The organism is Streptomyces sp. NPDC000941 (assembly GCF_053599555.1).
The window spans coordinates 1-17,147 of sequence record NZ_JBSFMM010000233.1 but is presented as its reverse complement, the minus strand read 5'-3'; the positions used below and the strand labels follow the sequence as shown (position 1 = coordinate 17,147).

Annotated in this window: 16 protein-coding genes; 5 read left to right on the top strand and 11 right to left on the bottom strand. The window is 71.4% G+C overall.

Annotated features, from left to right (window positions below):
* Positions 1-268 precede the first annotated feature (268 nt).
* The gene (locus ACWDSL_RS44420; RefSeq protein WP_450494262.1) at positions 269-871 is read right to left on the bottom strand and encodes an ArsR/SmtB family transcription factor; all 603 of its coding nucleotides are present in this window, start codon (positions 869-871) and stop codon (positions 269-271) included.
* Positions 872-1,089: 218 nt separating this feature from the next.
* Here ACWDSL_RS44420 and ACWDSL_RS44415 point away from each other — a divergent pair, with 218 nt between their 5' ends.
* Positions 1,090-1,362: a hypothetical protein gene (locus tag ACWDSL_RS44415; RefSeq protein WP_450494260.1), complete on the top strand. Its 273-nt coding sequence runs from the start codon at positions 1,090-1,092 to the stop codon at positions 1,360-1,362.
* Between the two features lie 212 nt (positions 1,363-1,574).
* Here ACWDSL_RS44415 and ACWDSL_RS44410 read toward each other — a convergent pair whose 3' ends face one another.
* The 7 genes from ACWDSL_RS44410 to ACWDSL_RS44380 all read right to left on the bottom strand — a co-directional run bounded on the left by ACWDSL_RS44410 (position 1,575) and on the right by ACWDSL_RS44380 (position 10,020).
* Positions 1,575-2,648, bottom strand: coding sequence for a protein kinase family protein (locus ACWDSL_RS44410; protein WP_450494258.1), 1,074 nt, complete (start codon positions 2,646-2,648; stop codon positions 1,575-1,577).
* A gap of 222 nt (positions 2,649-2,870) precedes the next feature.
* Positions 2,871-3,344: a hypothetical protein gene (locus tag ACWDSL_RS44405; protein WP_398532330.1), complete on the bottom strand. Its 474-nt coding sequence runs from the start codon at positions 3,342-3,344 to the stop codon at positions 2,871-2,873.
* A 43-nt stretch (positions 3,345-3,387) separates the two neighbouring features.
* The gene (locus ACWDSL_RS44400) at positions 3,388-4,014 is read right to left on the bottom strand and encodes a TetR/AcrR family transcriptional regulator (RefSeq protein ID WP_450494256.1); all 627 of its coding nucleotides are present in this window, start codon (positions 4,012-4,014) and stop codon (positions 3,388-3,390) included.
* 74 nt (positions 4,015-4,088) lie between these two features.
* Positions 4,089-5,441, bottom strand: a complete 1,353-nt coding sequence (locus ACWDSL_RS44395) for an MFS transporter (RefSeq protein ID WP_450494254.1) — start codon at positions 5,439-5,441, stop codon at positions 4,089-4,091.
* Positions 5,442-5,444: 3 nt separating this feature from the next.
* On the bottom strand, positions 5,445-6,887 hold the full coding sequence (locus tag ACWDSL_RS44390; RefSeq protein ID WP_450494252.1) for a CitMHS family transporter: 1,443 nt from the start codon (positions 6,885-6,887) through the stop codon (positions 5,445-5,447).
* 130 nt (positions 6,888-7,017) lie between these two features.
* Positions 7,018-9,270: a molybdopterin oxidoreductase family protein gene (locus ACWDSL_RS44385; RefSeq protein ID WP_450494250.1), complete on the bottom strand. Its 2,253-nt coding sequence runs from the start codon at positions 9,268-9,270 to the stop codon at positions 7,018-7,020.
* An 87-nt stretch (positions 9,271-9,357) separates the two neighbouring features.
* Positions 9,358-10,020 carry a TetR family transcriptional regulator gene (locus ACWDSL_RS44380; RefSeq protein ID WP_450494248.1) on the bottom strand — a complete coding sequence of 221 codons (663 nt, stop codon included), beginning with the start codon at positions 10,018-10,020 and terminating at the stop codon, positions 9,358-9,360.
* Between the two features lie 85 nt (positions 10,021-10,105).
* On the opposite strand from ACWDSL_RS44380, the gene hmgA reads away from it, so the two are divergent.
* From hmgA to ACWDSL_RS44365, 3 genes are all read left to right on the top strand, one after another.
* Entirely contained in the window at positions 10,106-11,440 is a 1,335-nt protein-coding gene (gene hmgA, locus ACWDSL_RS44375; RefSeq protein WP_450494246.1) for a homogentisate 1,2-dioxygenase, read from the top strand.
* Positions 11,437-12,186 carry a GntR family transcriptional regulator gene (locus tag ACWDSL_RS44370; protein ID WP_450494244.1) on the top strand — a complete coding sequence of 250 codons (750 nt, stop codon included), beginning with the start codon at positions 11,437-11,439 and terminating at the stop codon, positions 12,184-12,186. The genes hmgA and ACWDSL_RS44370 overlap by 4 nt, the downstream gene beginning before the upstream one ends.
* 84 nt (positions 12,187-12,270) lie before the next feature.
* Positions 12,271-13,509, top strand: a complete 1,239-nt coding sequence (locus ACWDSL_RS44365; protein WP_450494242.1) for a type ISP restriction/modification enzyme — start codon at positions 12,271-12,273, stop codon at positions 13,507-13,509.
* A 314-nt stretch (positions 13,510-13,823) separates the two neighbouring features.
* On the opposite strand, the gene ACWDSL_RS44360 is transcribed toward ACWDSL_RS44365, so the two are convergent.
* The 3 genes from ACWDSL_RS44360 to sigK form a co-directional block, all read right to left on the bottom strand.
* Entirely contained in the window at positions 13,824-14,087 is a 264-nt protein-coding gene (locus tag ACWDSL_RS44360; protein ID WP_450494240.1) for a hypothetical protein, read from the bottom strand.
* Between the two features lie 126 nt (positions 14,088-14,213).
* Entirely contained in the window at positions 14,214-15,140 is a 927-nt protein-coding gene (locus tag ACWDSL_RS44355; RefSeq protein ID WP_450494239.1) for an anti-sigma factor, read from the bottom strand.
* Positions 15,137-15,712, bottom strand: coding sequence for an ECF RNA polymerase sigma factor SigK (gene sigK, locus ACWDSL_RS44350; RefSeq protein WP_450494264.1), 576 nt, complete (start codon positions 15,710-15,712; stop codon positions 15,137-15,139). Before sigK ends, ACWDSL_RS44355 begins: the two co-directional genes overlap by 4 nt.
* A gap of 204 nt (positions 15,713-15,916) precedes the next feature.
* Between sigK and ACWDSL_RS44345 the strand changes: the two genes are divergently transcribed.
* On the top strand, positions 15,917-17,147 hold a 1,231-nt coding region (locus ACWDSL_RS44345), incomplete at its 3' end, for a DUF4331 domain-containing protein (protein WP_450494237.1).

The following is a 17,147-nucleotide window of genomic DNA, read 5'->3' as shown; positions in this document are numbered from 1 at the left end:
ACATGTAGTGGTTCTCGGCGGTGAACAGCGTCTCGTAGTACTTCAGGAGGGTGTCCTGGTGGTCGTAGAGCTCGGCGAACAGGCTGCTGTTGCCGCACGGACACGTCGTGACGTCGGCGTGTCCGTGTCCCAAACTCACCGCAAAGTCACTGGCATTGCATCCAGCACGCATAAGGCGAGGAGTTGAACCGGAATTGCACGGCGCAGCCGACGGTTACTGCACGGCCCTTGGAGCATAAGGGGCGATCAACCTAGATCAAGCGCACTCTTAACGCCCGTCCGCCTCCGCGGGCGGGGCGAAACCAGAACCCCCGTCAGGAAGCATGACCATGCGTACGGCCATGCGGCGAGAGTCGGGGCGCCGGCTGCCTGGCTCCGTCACGTACTTGTGCAGCAAGGTCCGGTACTCCTCGACGAACGCCGCCACCTGGTCCTTCGTCATCCAGAGGCCAGAGCGGTAGATCTGATTCCACCCTGCCGAAGTGTCATAGCCGGCGTATGCCTTGACGACCAGGTTCAGGTCCTGCGTCATCTTGAGCGCACCGATCTCCAGCGCGGCCTCGCGCTCGTCGGCTGTCATCGCCAGCCCCGGGGGCGTGAAGATGTCCGCCATAAGCGATTTCCACCAGCGTTCCCGGCCGTTGGACCGCTCCTCGATCTCGGCGATCAGCTTGAGATCGGCGAGCTTGCGCAGGTGGTAACTGGTCGTGCCAGTGCTCTCGCCGAGCGCCTTGGCGACGCTGGTGGAGTTCGCTTCACCATGCTCGCCGAGGTAACTCAGGATGTCGCGGCGCACCGGGTTGGACAGCGCCTTGGAGAATGCTTTGAGGTCCGGGCCGGTAAGAACTCGTGTCTCGGGACGCTCAGCCATGTCGCCACCCTACTGCAGAGAGTCTCTGCAGTGATTGCAGAGATTTTTTGCAGAAAGTCTCTGCAGGGGCTACGGTGGCAGGCATGACGGTCCACGGATGGGCCGAACACTCGGGGGCGAGATGCAGAAGGAAATGATCAAGAGGGCGCTCGCGACTGCAGACATACCGCAGGTGGCAGCTACCGCTTGGACGGCTATCGCATCGGAGGGGGCCACTCGTGTCTGACTCGCTGAATGCCCGGATGCGCGACGACATCGACGACCAGGTCGCCGAAGCCTTCGACGCGTATCTGGCGGACCGCCTGGCCGAGCCGGGTCCCCTCCGTACCGCACTGGCCACCAGGCGCAGTGCAGGGGTGGTGCTGGGCACGATCAGTCTGGGCGCCTTCGCTACAGCATGGGCGCCGACCGGCGTCACGGTCGTCTGCTGGGTTTGGGGCGCAATCGCCTTCGTCGACGTGGCTTGGCTACTGACTGCTCGCCGCCATTGACGCGCTGCCCAGAAGATCGGCTCAGCGTTCCTCTCGGCTTCTTCACAGCAGACGGCGATGCCCGGGCAACTGGACTTGTCCGCCGTGGCGGCTGCCCCGACCCGGATGCCACCCGCCCCTCGGTCACTGGGATTTATGGGACATCCTCAGACGACCCGGCTACGACGTGGCTTGCGGTGGGACGGTGGAGTGTGCTGCTGCCCCAGGGGGTTCTACGATCCCGTCGCCGCATCAGACGGGCTGTCCTGCTGTCCGATCCGGCGGATCGCCTCCAGCGGGTAGGGGGTCTCCCGGCTCTCCTCCTGGAGCCTGCGGAAGAAGTCCCACATCACCGCGGCGAGTGGCGCATGGCGGGCGATGATCTCCGCGGCCGCCTCCGGGATTCCCGTGGGGCGCTCGCCCTCGGCGCACGCGCGCACCAGCGCGTAGCGCTCGTCCCACCCGTACCCGTACAGGGTGGTGACCAGCCAGTGCACCAGGTACGAGGCCGTGTAGCAGCGGTCGTGGCTCCGGTGCCGGTCGTGGAAGCCGGCCTCGTCCCTGGACATGTCGAAGCGGGAAGAGAGCGCGAGGCCGTAGTCCGCGAAGTACAGGCGGTGGCCGTCGGTCAGGATGTTCTTGAAGTGGGCGTCGAAGTGCAGCAGCCCGCGGGCGTTCATGAACGAGGTGCCGGCTTGCAGCTCGTTGTCCACCATGGCGCAGGCCTGCTCGGCCACCTCGTCACCGGCTCCGATCTGGGCGCCCAACCAGTCGTGCAGGTTCTGCGGGATGTACTCCAGGAACAGCGTGAGGCTCGCCGTGGACTGCTGGAGAGCCTCGATCCGGCGGCGTACCCCCAATCCGCCTCCCCAGTAGGCGACTGCTCGTTCCACATCGGCCAGTTCCTCGGGAAGTGGCTGGCCAGGGCCTGGTAGCACGCGCCAGTGGTACATCAGGGGGAAACCCTCGGAGTCTCCCGCGATCACCCAGTTCGTCGTCATGGTGTGCACGGCCAGCTCCCGCCAGGCGCCGAAGCCCGGGCCGCCGATACCGTACTGGCAGAAGGAAGGCACTTTGAACAAATTCGCCGTGGAGTGAACGTTCTCCGGCCGTCGCTCCAGGTCGGTTAGGGGTACCTGCTTGGCGAAGACCGAGATTCCGTCGACCTCCAGCAGTACGGTCTTCCCGCCGATGCCGGAACCGATCGGTGTCGCGGCGTCCACGAGCTCGTGCAGTTTGCGATCACTGCATAGCGCCAGCGATGTGGAAACGGCACCGTGGGCGGCCAGGCGAGCACCGCGGGACATGTCAGGGCTCTTCACCTATGCCTCCAGCCAGCCACCCGCCTCTCGTGCAACCACTTCAACGAACACCCGGGCAGGAGCTGTTCGCGACCCTCTCACGTGGAGGGCGATGATCCGCTGCTGGGGCCCCGGCGGCTGCCGCAGCGCCCAGTGAACTGGCCCATTTCTTGAAGTGGGCCAGAGCCCGCAGATCAATGACAAAGCCACGAAGCATGAGTCGGCGCGTCACTGCTCATCCAGGGATCCCTGCCGGGCAAGGAACTCCTCGAACGCCGCCTTCTGCTTCGGATCCATGAAGCCTTGGCGGACATTGCGGGCCTTCTCCTGGAGCCAATGCGCCTCGTCGGGGTCCAGTAGCTCGGCGACCACCACGCCTTTGCGAGCAACCGCCGTGCGCCCTCCTACACGACGGCGAAAGAGCGTGAACGCGCCGAATTCCGCTGGGTGGGCCAGCTCCGGCTCCTCCGCCACAGCCTGGTTCTCGTCCCCAGCGTCACTCGTCGGGTAGGCGGTGGGGGCCCAATGTTCCCAGAGCGCCAGCGTGGCCGCGGGCACTAGCACCGCGCGTTCCGCCTCTTCACGCCCCTCCCACATGAACGTGACCGTGATGGGCTCACCGACCGCCTCGGCCAACCCGAGCACCCTCTCCATCTCATCGTTGATCGGGTAACCCGCCACTACATCGATCTGAATGCCCATGGTGCCTGAGGCTACTGGCCGCTTCCGACATGCCTGCCAGGACCTAACCCGCCGCGCCCACCATGCGCAGCGCCAGCCCGGCGTAGAGCTCGCCGACCTCGTCGGGGGTGCTGCGGCCGTGGGGGTTGAACCAGCGGGCCACGTCGATGCACAGCGACAGGACGGCGACGGCGGTGCCGCGGGCATCGGCGACGTCGAAGTCGCCCGCCTTCACCCCGTCCTCGACGATCGCGCGCACCGCGCCGTCCGAGGCCCGCCGCATCGCGGTGATCTCGGCGGCGTGGTCGTCGGCGAGCGCGCCGAGCTCGTACTGGACCACGCGGGCGGTGGTGTGGTGCTCGGCGTGCCAGCGAACGAAGGAGCGTACGGCGTGGGCGAGCCGTTCGGCGGGGGTGCCGGCGCCGTCCCTGGCCTCCTCGAGGAGGTCGAGCGCGAACCGGTGGCCGACCTTGCTGATCTGGTAGAGCAGTTCTTCCTTGGTCTTGTAGTGGATATAGAGCGCGGCGGGGCTCATACCGGCACGGCCCGCGATATCGCGGGTGGTGGTGGCGTGGTAGCCGCGCTCGGCGAAGGCGTGCACCGCGGCGGTCATCAGTCGCCGGGCCGCGTCCGGAGTGATGTCGCGCCACGCCTCGGGGGCGCCCTCGGTGTTCTTCGCCTCCGCGTTCATGGCGGACACCCTACATGCCGGTGAGCAAGCGCTTAGGCCCACTCGGGCGGCTCACCCTGACTACGCACCGGGGCTCAGGCGGGCGGGCGGGCGCCGCGTGGCTCGGCCGAGGGCTCCGTAGCGGGCGCGGGCGCCTGCGCCGGGACGGGTGGTGGGGCGCCGCGTTTGGCGGAGCGTACGGGGCGTATCGCGACGCCCGCCGAGGCGAGCAGCAGCACGCCGAGCATCACGAAGGGCGCGGCGGTCCCCGCGAGCCCCGCCAGCAGGCCCGCGGCGGCGGGGGCGGCGACCTGGCCGAGGCGGTTGCCCGTCAGCCGCAGCGCCAGGGCGGTGGAGCGGGCCCCGTCCGGGGCGGCCTGGACGACGGTGGTCATGGACAGTGGCTGGCCGACGCCGAGGCAGAAGCCGAGCGCGGCCAGCAGGATCCCGAGCCCCCAGGCGGGCACCGGCAGGGCGAGCGCCGCGCACAGCAACCCGGCCCCCAGACAGCTGACGGCCATCAGGACCGTACGGCCCACCAGCCGGATCATCGGGGTCATCACGAGCCGGCAGGCGACGGTGGCGGCGGCGCGCACGCTCAGCAGCAGGCCGATGACCGCGGGCGCGATGGACCGCTGTTCGCCGACTACAGGGAGGTAGGCGGTGAGGATGTCGGTGGCGGACAGCACGGCGAGGCTGATGAAGATGCCGGAGGCCACGCCCCGGGTGCGCAGGATGCCGGCCACGGAGACCCGGCCGGAGCGCGCCCCGCCGCCCTCGGAGCGGCCGGATGCCCCGGCCGGTGTACGGTCCTCCGCCCGCGTACGGTCCGAACCCGCCGCGCCCGCCCGCGTACGGTCCGCCGCCGGTGTGCGGTGCTCGATGCGCCACATGGACGTGACCGCGAAGGTCGCGACGACGGCGGAAACGTAGAGCGCGGCCGCGCTGGTCCTGGCCAGGGCGTCCGCGTGCTCGGAGACCACCTGCCCGGCGGCGATGGGGCCGATGAGCTGGCCGAGGGAGGCGCCGATGGTGAAGTGGCCGAAGTTGCGGTCCTGGTCCTCCGGGGCGCTCTGCCGGGCCACCAGGGACTGGGCGCCGATCACAAAGGACAGATGGCCCAGGCCCATCACCCCGCTCCAGATGGCCATCTCCAGCAGCGACCCGGCCCGGCCGCTGAGCGCGCAGCCGGTCGCGATCAGCGCGACCCCGATGGGCAGCAGCGGGGCGCAGCGCCCGTGGTCGGTGCGGCGCCCCAGCGGTACGGCGGCGAACAGCGGCAGCAGGGCGTAGACGCCCGCGATCACGCCGACCGCCCGGGCGTCGGCGCCCAGCGCGAGAGCCCGGTAGGAGACGGCCGGCCGGGCCATGCTCACCGCCCCCTGTGCGAAGGCGAAGGCGATGACCAGGCGCAGCAGCCAGCCCCTACCGGGCTCTCGTATCTTCACAGGTCAGATGATGCCGAAGAGCAGACCCGCGCCGAGCACCACCAGCGAGGTGAGCGCCGCCCACTTCACCACGAAGCGGGTGTGGTCGCCGAACTCGACCTTCGCCATGCCGACCAGGACATAGACGGCCGGGACCAGCGGGCTGGACATGTGCAGGGCCTGTCCGACCAGGGAGGCGCGGGCGATCTCGACCGGGGCGACCCCGTGCGCGGCGCCGGCCTCGGCGAGGATCGGCACGATGCCGAAGTAGAAGCCGTCGTTGGACATGAAGTAGGTCAGCGGGATGGACAGGATGCCGGTGACCAGGCCCATGTGCGGGCCCATTCCGTCCGGGATCCCGTCGACCAGCCAGCGGGCCATGTGCTCGACCATGCCGGTGCCGGTGAGCACGCCGGTGAAGACGGCGGCGGCGAAGACCATGCCGGAGACGTTGACGACGTTCTCGGAGTGGGCCGCGATACGGGCCTTCTGGTCGGCGACGTTCGGGAAGTTGACGGTGAGCGCGATGGCGGCGCCGAGCAGGAACAGGACCGGGATCGGCAGGTCCTCGCGGATCATCATGGTCAGCAGCGCGATGGTGAGGGCCGCGTTGAACCAGTACAGCTTGGGGCGCAGGGTGGCCCGGTTGGGGTCGAGCCCCTGGTGCTCCTCGTCGCCGTCTTCGGCCGCCCCGGCCGCCCCGTGCGTCTCGGGCGCCTCGGCGTCGGTGCCGCCGCCCGCACCGCCGGTGACCTTCTTGCCGCCCTTACGACCCTTGGCACCGGCACCGGCACCGGAACCGGCGCCGACCAGCACCGTCTCGGGGTCGGCGGTGACGTCCTCGAGGGTCAGCGTCCCCAGGCGCTTGCGCTCGCGCAGGCCGAGGCCGTAGGCGAGGGCGAAGACGAAGAGCAGGCCGGCGGCGAGGGCCGGGATCATCGGCACGAAGATGTCGCTGGCGTCCAGCTTGAGCGCGGCGGCGGCGCGGGCGGTGGGGCCGCCCCAGGGGAGCGTGTTCATCACGCCGTTGGCCATGGCGGCGACACCGGTCATGACCACCAGGCTCATCTTCAGCCGCCGGTACAGCGGCACCATGGCCGACACGGTGATCATGAAGGTGGTGGAGCCGTCGCCGTCGAGCGAGACGATCGCGGCGAGTATGGCGGTGCCGACGACCACCCGCATCGGGTCGGCCTTGCAGAACCGCAGGATGACCCGGACGATCGGGTCGAAGAGGCCGACGTCGATCATCACTCCGAAGTAGATGATCGCGAACATCAGCATGGCCGCGGTGGGCGCGAGGTCACCGACGCCCTTCAGGACGTAGTCCCCCAGATGCGCCCCCTTCCCGACGATGACGCAGAAGAGTGCCGGGATGAGCACCAGCGCGCCCATCGGGGTCATCTTCTTCATCATGATCAACACCAAGAAGGTGGCGATCATGACGAATCCGAGGATTGTCAGCATATTTGGCTACCTCACGTTCACCTTTGAACTCCCGCAGAACTGGCGGACGAGGTGACGTTAGGTGGCGCAACTTTCCGTTAACAAGGTCTTGACGCGTGAGCAATAAGCGCAAAACCCCAGGTCAGCCGGGTTAGCATGTGGTAACGCGCGGAGTGACGACCGTGAGCTGCACCGGGCAGCCGTTGAGCACCGCGGTGCCGGACAGCGGATCGAGCCGGGAGCCGTCGATGAGCTGATTGACATTCACCCCGGCGTGCGCCGCCGCGACCGACATCCGGGTGCCGGGCCGGTCGTGCCCCCAGCCGTGCGGCAGGCTGACCACTCCGGTCCGTACCGCGTCCGTCACCTCCACCGGCGCCTCCAGCTCCCCGCCGTCCCCCTTGACCCGCACCAGACCGCCGTCGACCACGCCCAGCCGGGCCGCGTCCTCCGGGTGCAGCTGGAGGGTGCAGCGGTTGCTGCCGCCGACCAGCGCGGGGATGTTGTGCATCCAGCTGTTGTTGGAGCGCAGATGGCGCCGGCCGACCAGCACCAGCCCATCCGCCCGCCCGCTCAGCGCCCGGCGCAGCCGCTCCACCTCGGCGGCCATCGGCTCCGGGCACAGCTCGACGGTGCCGCTGCGGGTCCTGAGCAGGCCCGGCAGTCGGGGGCGCAGCGGCCCCAGGTCGATGCCGTGCGGGTGGGCCAGCACCTTGGCCAGGGTCAGCCCGTCGGGATCGGCGCCGAAGCCGTCGCCGTACGGGCCGAGCCGCAGCATCATGTCCAGCCGCCGCTCGTCGCCGCCGACCCCGGTGAGATGGGCGGCGAGCTCTCCCCGGTCGCGTCCGTACACCGGCGACCCGGGGTCCGCCACGGCCTTGCCGAGCGCCGCGTCGATCGCCATGGCGTCCACGGCCGCCGGGTCGGCGCCGCCGTGCCCGCCCGCGCACAGCACCAGCCGCGCCAGGATCTCGGACTCGCTCAGCCGGTCCGCGTCCAGCGGGACGGCGGGGCGGCTGTAGCGGACCTGGTTGCGGACGGCGAAGGTGTTGAAGGCGAAGTCGAAGTGGGGGCTCTGGCTGGGCGGGGGCGGCGGCAGGACGACGTGCGCATGGCGCGCGGTCTCGTTCAGATACGGGTCCACGCTCACCATGAAGTCGAGCCCGGCCAGCGCCCGGTCCAGCCGGTCGCCGTCCGGCGCGGAGAGCACGGGGTTGCCCGCTATCACGATCAGCGCCCTGACCTGCTCCTCCCCCGGCGTCTCGATCTCCTCGGCCAGCGCGGCCGCGGGCAGCTCGCCCTTCGCCTCGGGGTGCCCGCTCACCCTGCTGCGCCAGCGGCCGAGCGCGAACCCCTTCCCGGGGCGCGGCGGGCGCGGCGCCCTGCCGGTGGCGGAGAGCGGGAACATGGCCCCGCCGGGCCGGTCGAGGTTGCCGGTGAGGGTGTTCACCACGTCGACCAGCCAGCTGGTGAGGGTGCCGAACTCGACGGTGGTGGAGCCGATCCGCCCGTAGACGACGGCGCGCGGGGCTGCGGCCAGCTCGCGGGCGAGCGTACGGATCTCCTCGGCGGGCACATCGCAGGCCGCGGCCACCGCCTCGGGCGTGAAGTCCGCCGCGAGCCGCCGCACCTCGCCCACACCCGTCACGCCCGCCGCCAACTCGCCGTCCCGCCCCGGCGCCACCAGGTCCTCGGCGAACAGCACCTGCACCACCGCGAACAGCAGCAGCGCGTCCGTACCGGGCCGGATGGCCAGATGCCGGTCGGCGGCCTCGGCCGTACGGGTGCGGCGCGGGTCGACCACGGTGAGCCGCCCGCCGCGCCGCCGCAGCGCCTTGAGCCGCCCGGGGAAGTCGGGGGCGGTGCACAGGCTGCCGTTCGAGTCCAGCGGGTTGGCGCCGATGATCAGCAGGTGGTCGGTGCGGTCCAGGTCGGGCACCGGGATGGCGTTGGCGTCGCCGAAGAGCAGCCCGCTGGAGACATGCTTGGGCATCTGGTCGAGGGTGCTGGCGGTGAAGACGTTGCGGGTGCCGAGCGCGCCGAGCAGCAGCGGCGGATACAGCCCGCCGGCCATGGTGTGGACGTTCGGGTTGCCGAGGAATATGGCCGCCGCCTGCGGTCCGTACCGCTCGATCAGCGGCCGCAGCCCGGCCTCCACCGCGGCGAACGCCTCGTCCCAGCCCGCCGGCTCCAGCCGGGCCCCTCGCCGCACCAAAGGCTCGCGCAGCCGGTCCGGGTCCGCGTCGAGCCGGCCGAACGACGCGCCCTTGGGGCAGATGAAGCCGTGGCTGAAGACATCGGCACCGTCCCCGCGCGCCCTGGTGACCCGCCCCTCCTCGATGGTCAGGGTCAGCCCGCAGGTGGCCTCGCACAGCGGGCAGATGCGCAGAGCGGTACGGCTCATCGGTCCCTCCTGGGGACGGCGGCGGCAACGGTGACGCGACGGCTCCTCACCCTACCGACTGGTATGCATGTGGGGGAGGGCCGGCGTTCAGTCGAGCACCCCCGCCAGATACGAGCGCAGCAGTTCCTTGGTCTCGGCCACGATCACCGGGTCGCCTTCCGGGTCGACGCGGAACGCCAGCCGCAGCAGCGCGTCCGCCGTCTCGACGGCGAGCAGGAACGCCACCCGCACCCGCTCCCCCGCCTCGCCGGACTCCTCGAGACCCAGCCGCTCGCCCAGGAGCCCGCGCAGCCGGTCCGCGACCAGGTGGTTGGGCTGCTCGGGCCGGGCGGTCACGGGCACCGGCATACCGAACTCGACCAGCGCGAAGCCCGGCGCCCCGCGCTTCATCGCCAGATACTCGTCGACCACCACATCCATGGCCTCCCGCCAGCCCCCGCCGTCCGTGCCGTCCGTACCCTCCGCACCCGACTTCGCCAGGCGCTCGGTGATGCGGACGGCGTACTGGTCGAGATTGCGGTGGGCCAGGGCCTCGGCCATCGCCCGCTTGTTGGAGAAGAAGCGGTAGACGGAGCCAATGGGCACGCCGGCGCGCTCGGCGACAGCGCGGGTACTCAGGTCCTCATAGCCGGTCTCGTCGAGGAGTTCGGCGCAGGCGTCGAGGATCCGGCCGAGGCGCTCGGCACTGCGGCGTTGGACGGGGGCGCGGCGGAGGGTCGGTATGGGCACGCCACCATCCTGCCCGATCATTGACGCACCCGGTTTCGATTCCTATGGTCATACAGAGGAATCAGAACCCCGAGTGACCGAGTGACCAAGTGGCGGGAGCCGGACGATGAGCGGCGGTACGGACATCGAGCGGGCGCGCAAGACGGCCGAAGGGCTGGTGTACTCCTCCGGGTTCGGCAATGAGCACAGCAGCGAGGCCGTCGCCGGCGCGCTGCCCATCGGCCGCAACTCCCCCCAGTGCGCCCCGCTCGGGCTGTACGCGGAGCAGCTGAGCGGCACCGCCTTCACCGAGCCGCGCACCCATAACCGCCGCTCCTGGCTGTACCGCATCCGCCCGTCCGCCGCGCACCCGCCCTTCGTCCGGGTGGACAACGGCGCACTGCGCGGCGCGCCGTTCACCGAGTGCGCCCCGGACCCCAACCGGCTGCGCTGGGATCCGCTGCCCGAGCCCGCCCCCGGCACCGACTTCCTGGCCGGCCTGTGGACGCTCGGCGGCAACGGCGACGCCACGCGCCGCTCCGGTATGGCGATCCACCTCTACGCCGCGAACGCGCCCATGGTCGACCGGGTGTTCAGCGACGCCGACGGCGAGCTGCTGATCGTGCCCCAGGAGGGCGGGCTGCTGCTGCACACCGAGTTCGGCCGGCTGCGCGCCGAACCGGGGCATATGGCGCTGGTGCCGCGCGGCGTACGCTTCCGGGTCGAACCGCTGGACCCAGCCGTACGCGGCTACGTCTGCGAGAACCACGGCCGCCCCTTCGTCCTCCCCGACCTCGGCCCGATCGGCGCCAACGGGCTGGCCGGCGCGCGCGACTTCCTGGCCCCGGCCGCGGCGTACGAGGACGCCACGGGCCCGGTGGAGGTGGTCAACAAGTTCTGCGGCAACCTCTGGTCCGCGACGTACGACCACTCCCCGCTGGACGTCGTCGCCTGGCACGGCAACCACGTCCCGTACGTCTACGACCTGCGCCGCTTCAATGTGCTCGGCTCCATCAGCTACGACCACCCGGACCCGTCGATCTTCACGGTCCTCACCTCGCCCTCGGACACCCCCGGCCTGGCGAACGTCGACTTCGTCGTCTTCGCGCCGCGCTGGCTGGTCGGCGAGGACACCTTCCGGCCGCCGTACTTCCACCGCAATGTGATGAGCGAGTACATGGGCCTGATCGAGGGCGCGTACGACGCCAAGACCGCCGGCAAGGGAGGCTTCGTCCCCGGGGGCGGCTCGCTGCACAACATGATGTCCGCGCACGGCCCCGACCAGGAGACCTTCGAGCGGGCGAGCAGCGCGGAGCTGACGCCGCGGAAGGTCGACGACGGGCTGGCCTTCATGTTCGAGACCCGCTGGCCCGTGACGGCCACCCGGCAGGCGCGGGAGGCGGACCACCTCCAGCAGGGCTACGACGACGTCTGGCAGGGCCTGGAGCGGCACTTCCGGTGACCACCTTCGCCCCCGACTCCCTCACCCTGAACCGCAAGCTGCCGCTGTGGTACCAGGTCTCGCAGTCCCTGCGGGCCTCCATACTCGGCCGCGGCCCCCACGAGCCGCTGCGCCTGCCCACGGAGGACCGCCTGGCCGCCCACTACGGGGTCAGCGTCCTGACGATGCGGCAGGCCCTCAAGGAGCTGGAGTCCGAAGGACTCATCAGCCGCCACCGCCGGCGCGGCACCTTCATCGAGCCGAACGCGCGACGCGGCGCGCCGGTGCGGCTGCTGGGCTCGGTGGACGCGATCGTGGCCCAGCAGTCCGGCGAGCGCACCACCGTGCTCGGCCACGGGCCCGTCCCCGTACCGGCGGAGCTCGCGGAGCACTTCCCGGGCCTGCGCGAGGCCATGTCCTACCGGCGGCTGCGGAGCGACACGGCGGGCGGCGAGCCGACCAACTGGGCCGAGAACTTCGTCCGCCCGGAGCTCGCGACGCGCATCGACGTGGCCGACCTGTCGCGCTGGCCGATGACCAAGGTGCTGCGGGACGCGGTGGGCGTCCGCATCAGCCGCATCACGGACACCGTCGAGGCCCGGCTGGCCGACCCGGAGACGGCCCGGCTGCTACGGGTCCCGCTGCTCAGCCCGATCCTGCACTACACGGGCGTGACCTATGACGAGACGGGCCGGGCGGTCGACGTCGCCCGCATCCACTACCGGGGAGACCGCTTCTCGTTCACGGTCACGGTCGAGGCGCAGTGACCGCCGCGGGCGGCCGACGCCGTGCGACGCGTGGATACGATGCGGGGTGGGAGTGGGAGAACGTGCCGGGGGAAGGGCTGCGGTGTGACGGCGACACAGGCCACCGAGGCCGACCGGGCCGTATGGGCCGACGCACCGCTGCTGGCGGATCTGATGCCCTGGTCCGTGGGGCCGCTGCGGCTCGGGCGGACGTGGGTGATGGGTCCGGATCCGGCGGTGCTCAAGGCGCGCTGGGAGCGGCTGGTCGGGGCCGGTGACGAGGCGGGGCGGGCGGCGCTGTTCCGGCCGACCCGCTCCCGTACGCTGCACAGCGCCGTGCCGCAGCTGCCCGGGCAGCGGACCTCCACCGCCCCGCTGGCGGGCGAGCGCGGGCCCTGCCCGGAGCCGGTGCGGGTCGCCCACGGGCCGTACGACCAGCAGTGGCTGATCCCCGACCACCGGCTGATCGACGCCGCCCGGCCGGAGCTGTGGCGGGTGGCCGACGAGCGGCAGCTACACGCCGTCGAGGGGGCCGGGCCCGACCCGGGTCCGACGCTGACGTTCTCGGCGCTGCTGCCGGACGGCTACTCCCCCGCGGGCCGCCCCGGGCGGATCCGGCCCCTCTACCGCCGTCCCGGCGGCCGCGAGCCCAACCTGGCGCCGGGGCTGCTCGACCAGCTGGCGGCCGAGCTGGCCCGGCCGGTGGCGGCCGAGGACTTCCTGGCCTGGGTCGCCGCGGTGGCCGGTCACCGCCCGGAAGGGTGCGCGGTACCGCTGACCGCCGACCCCGAGACCTGGGAGGCGGGGGTGGAACTGGGCCGCCGGGCGCTGTGGCTGCATACCCGCGGGGCGCACAGCAGCGAACGCCCGCGTATGCCGGGCGGCCAGCGCCCTTACGTACGCGCCGCGCTCCCCGAGCGCGGGCTGCCCGAGACCCTGGCGTACGACCCGGACGAGGCGGCCCTGCTTCTCGGGGCGGGGCGGATATCACCGGTGCCGCGCGGCGCGTGGGAGTTCCATGCGGGCGGGGCGCGGGTCCTGGAGACCTGGTTCGAGCGCCGTACGGCCCGTGGTGAGCCCGGCGCACTGGAGGCCGTCCTCCCGGCGGCTTGGCCGCGCGACTGGACGTCCGAGCTGCTGGAGCTGATCACCGTGCTGGCGCTGCTCGCCGAGGAGCGCCCGGCGCGGCGGGCGCTGGCCGAACGGCTGGCGGCCGGGCCGCGTATGGGCCCGGCGGAGCTGGGCGAGGCGGGCGTGCTGCCGGTGCCTGCCGCGGCTCGGCGCCCGGCGTCCGTGCTGGATCATCACGAGGAGGGTCCGGGCGGGCAGTTCGCGCTGGTCTGAAGCCGGAGAAGCCGGAGGCGCGGGTCGTACGGACGGGGCGCTCAAGGGCGACGCACACGCCTCCGGGGCGAGGACGTGTGCGTGTGGGGTGCCGAGCGCGTCGCGGTCCGCATCCCGGGAGAACGATCTTGGCACGGGCTCACCGGCTGGAGCGGGGCCGGAATCTCCGTGTCCGGGATGCGGACGACGACACAGCTGTCGCGGACGGCAGACGACCGCGGCGGGCCCTGGGGATGGACCAACCAGGCCAACCGGGCTTTTCGGGCTCACCGGGCCGACCGGAATCAACCGGCCGGCCACGTACGCCCAAAGGCTCAGCGGCGGCTGCCGAACAGCGAACGGCGCAGCCGCCGCAGCGGTGCGAACAGCGAGACCCTGGAGCCCCTGTTCCGCTCGGTGCGCGCGTGGTCCCGTGCGGTCAGCTCCTGCATCAGCACCGTGGCGCCCTCGGCCTCCCGCTGCGGCACGGCAGGGCCGCCCAACACCGCGAGATGGCGGTCGAGCCGGGCGCTGGTCGACCCGCTCCCGCAGTTGATGGCAGGCACTCGTGGCCTGCTGCGTACTGTTATCTGCTCCATGTCACTCCCCACCCGTCGAGGGCACCCGCCCCGGGCAGAGTAACCCTACCTCGGCGAGCCGTCACCCACGCACCCCAGGTCGCTGATTCACCTCCGCGTCAAGGGCGTTGACGCGTCCATCGCGAATCATGGATCACCCAGGGCCAGTTGCACGACTGGATTCGTGGTGGGCCGGGTCGATCCGCCATCTGGTTCCAGGGTCACCGCCAGGCGCTCCGTATGCGCGCCGAAGCCGCCCGTGACCAGAGGCGTCCCTTCCCCGCTGCCCTTCAGGAGACCGGCCGAACGGGGCGCGGCGGACCCTCCCGGCGACCCGCCTGACGACCCCCCCGACGACTCTCCCTGCGCCTCTTCCGGCGGGGCGTCGATCATCCAGAGCTGGTACGTCCGCCCGCCGGGCGGCGCCGGCAGCCCGGAGACGGTGACCACGGCGGCGCCGAGCCGGCGCGAGGTGACGGCGTTGATACCGCGGCCCTGGGCGTCGCGTCCGCTGACGCCATGGGCGTCCGGCGCCGACAGCACCTGTTCGACGGCGCGCGTCGCACCGCGCTCCTGGTCGAGCCGGTCGCGGGTGCGGACCAGTTCGACGCCGAGCACGGCGGCCGCGATCAGGGACAGGGCGGCGACGGCCCCGGCGAGCCGCAGGCCGAACACGGGGCGCCTGAGGTAGCCCCCGCCGCGCGCCCGCCGCCCGCCGGGCCCTGAACGGCCCGCGTGGGCGGCGCGGGCGGGCGGCGCGGCATATCCGCCGTCCGCCGCCGAGTGCGCCTCTTGTGGGGTGGCCTGAGCGGCCGCCAGCACCCGCTGCCGCATCTGGGGCGGCGCCGGGGCGGCCACCGCGCGCGCCAGCCGTACCGCGCCCTGCGCCAGATCGCGCACTTCCTGGGCGCACCCGGGGCAGCGGGCCAGATGCTTCTCGTACCGCCGGCGTTCCTTGGGGTCCAGCGCATCGAGGGCGTACGCGCCCGCCAGGGCGTGCGCCTTGCGCCCCCTGCCGCCCCGATACGCCGGGGCTCCGTCCGTTCGCCGGTCGGCTGACCGGTCATTGGTCATACCGCCGCTCCCAAGCACTCGCGCAGCCGCGTCAGCCCGTCCCGCATCCGCGTCTTGACCGTCCCCAACGGTACGGCCAGCCGATGCGCCACCTCCCGGTAGGAGTACCCCTCGTAGTACGCGAGGGTGACCGACTGCCGCTGCAGCTCGGTGAGTCGGGTCAGACAGCCGCGCACCCACTCGCGCTCGAGACGCCCCTCGACCGCCTCCGCCACCTGGTCGAAGGCCGGGCCCTCCGTCTGCCCGCCGACCCGCGCCTCGCGGTCGGCCGCCGAGCGGGCAGACCGCACCCGGTCCACGGCGCGGCGGTGGGCGAGGGTGAGGATCCACGCGAGCGCGGAGCCGCGGCGCGGGTCGAACCGCCCGGCGGTGCGCCAGACCTCCAACAGCGTCTCCTGCGCGACCTCCTCGGACTGCGCCGGGTCCCGCAGCACGCGCCGCACCAGCCCGTACACGGGCCCCGAGACCATGCCGTACAGGTCCTCGAACGCACGGTGGTCTCCGACGGCGACCAGCGGCAGCAGGTCGTCCGGGCCACGCCCGCGCTCCGCTGCTCGCTCCTGTCCGCCCACCCACCCGCGTACCGGACCCCGCTCTCCCGTCTGCTCCACACTCACGCGGCAAACCCCGCTTCCTGCCATCCGTCTCAGCTGCCCCGTCTTCGGTTGCTTCGCGACGCCGCCAAAAAAAATCCACCGACCCACCAATCCGGTCGGCCGACCGCTCCGAATAGCCGGCATCAGCCTGTCCACCACACGTACGAAGGACCGACCCAGATGACCTCAATCACCAAGAGGAGTGTGGCCGCGCTCGTGGGCGGAGCGCTGGTCGCGGGAGGGCTCGCGGCGGCCGGTGTGGCCGCGCTCGGGCCCGGGGAGGCGGAGGCCTCCAGCCACCGGGAGGCGCCGCTGATCTCGGGCCAGCCGGAGTACGACACCACCGACGTCTACGCGTTCGTGAGCCCCGACAAGGCGGACACGACGACGCTGATCGCGGACTTCCTGCCGTTCCAGGACCCGGCGGGCGGCCCGAACTTCTTCAAGTTCGCCGAGGACGCCCAGTACGACCTGCGCATCGACAACGACGGCGACGCCCGGGAAGACCTGATCTACCGCTGGACCTTCAAGGACCACGTCCGTAACGAGGACACGTTCCTGTACAACACCGGCCCGGTCACCTCGCTCGACGACCACGACCTGAACTTCTTCCAGACGTACGACATCGAGCTCATCAAGATGCGCCACGGCAAGGCCGGCGAGCGCACGAAGATCGCGGACGATCTGGTCGTGGCCCCCTCGAACGTGGGCAAGGCGTCCATGCCGGACTACGCGGCCCTGCGCGACCAGGCGGTGCGCAAGGTGTACGGCGGCGCCACGGCCTTCGCCGGCCAGGCCGACGACCCGTTCTTCGCCGATCTGCGGGTCTTCGACCTGCTGTACGGCGGCGACCTGTCCGAGGTCGGCAACGACACGCTCAAGGGCTACAACGTCCAGTCGCTGGCCCTCCAGGTGCCGACCGACCAGGTGCGCGAGTCCCATGAGCAGCCGGTGATCGGTATGTGGTCCACCACCCAGCGCGCGGACGCCTACGGCGACTACGCCCAGGTCTCGCGGCTCGGCATGCCGTTGGTCAACGAGGTTGTCAATCCCCGTAAGGACAAGGACAAGTTCAACGCCTCGGAGCCCAAGGACGACGCGCAGTTCCTGGACAACGTGGACGATCCGGAGCTGCCCAAGCTGATCGAGCAGATCTTCAAGATCAAGGCGCAGGACGCCCCGCGCAAGGACCTCGAACAGGTCTTCCTCACCGGGGTCCCCGACCTCAACCAGGTCAAGGGCGTCAAGGCCTCCGAGATGCTGCGCCTGAACACCTCGATCAAGCCGACCGACAAGCCCAAGCGCCTCGGCGTCCTGGACGGCGACCAGGCCGGCTTCCCCAACGGCCGCCGGCTGACCGATGACGTCCTGGACATCGCGCTTCAGGTCGTCGAGGGCGAGCTGCTCGGCG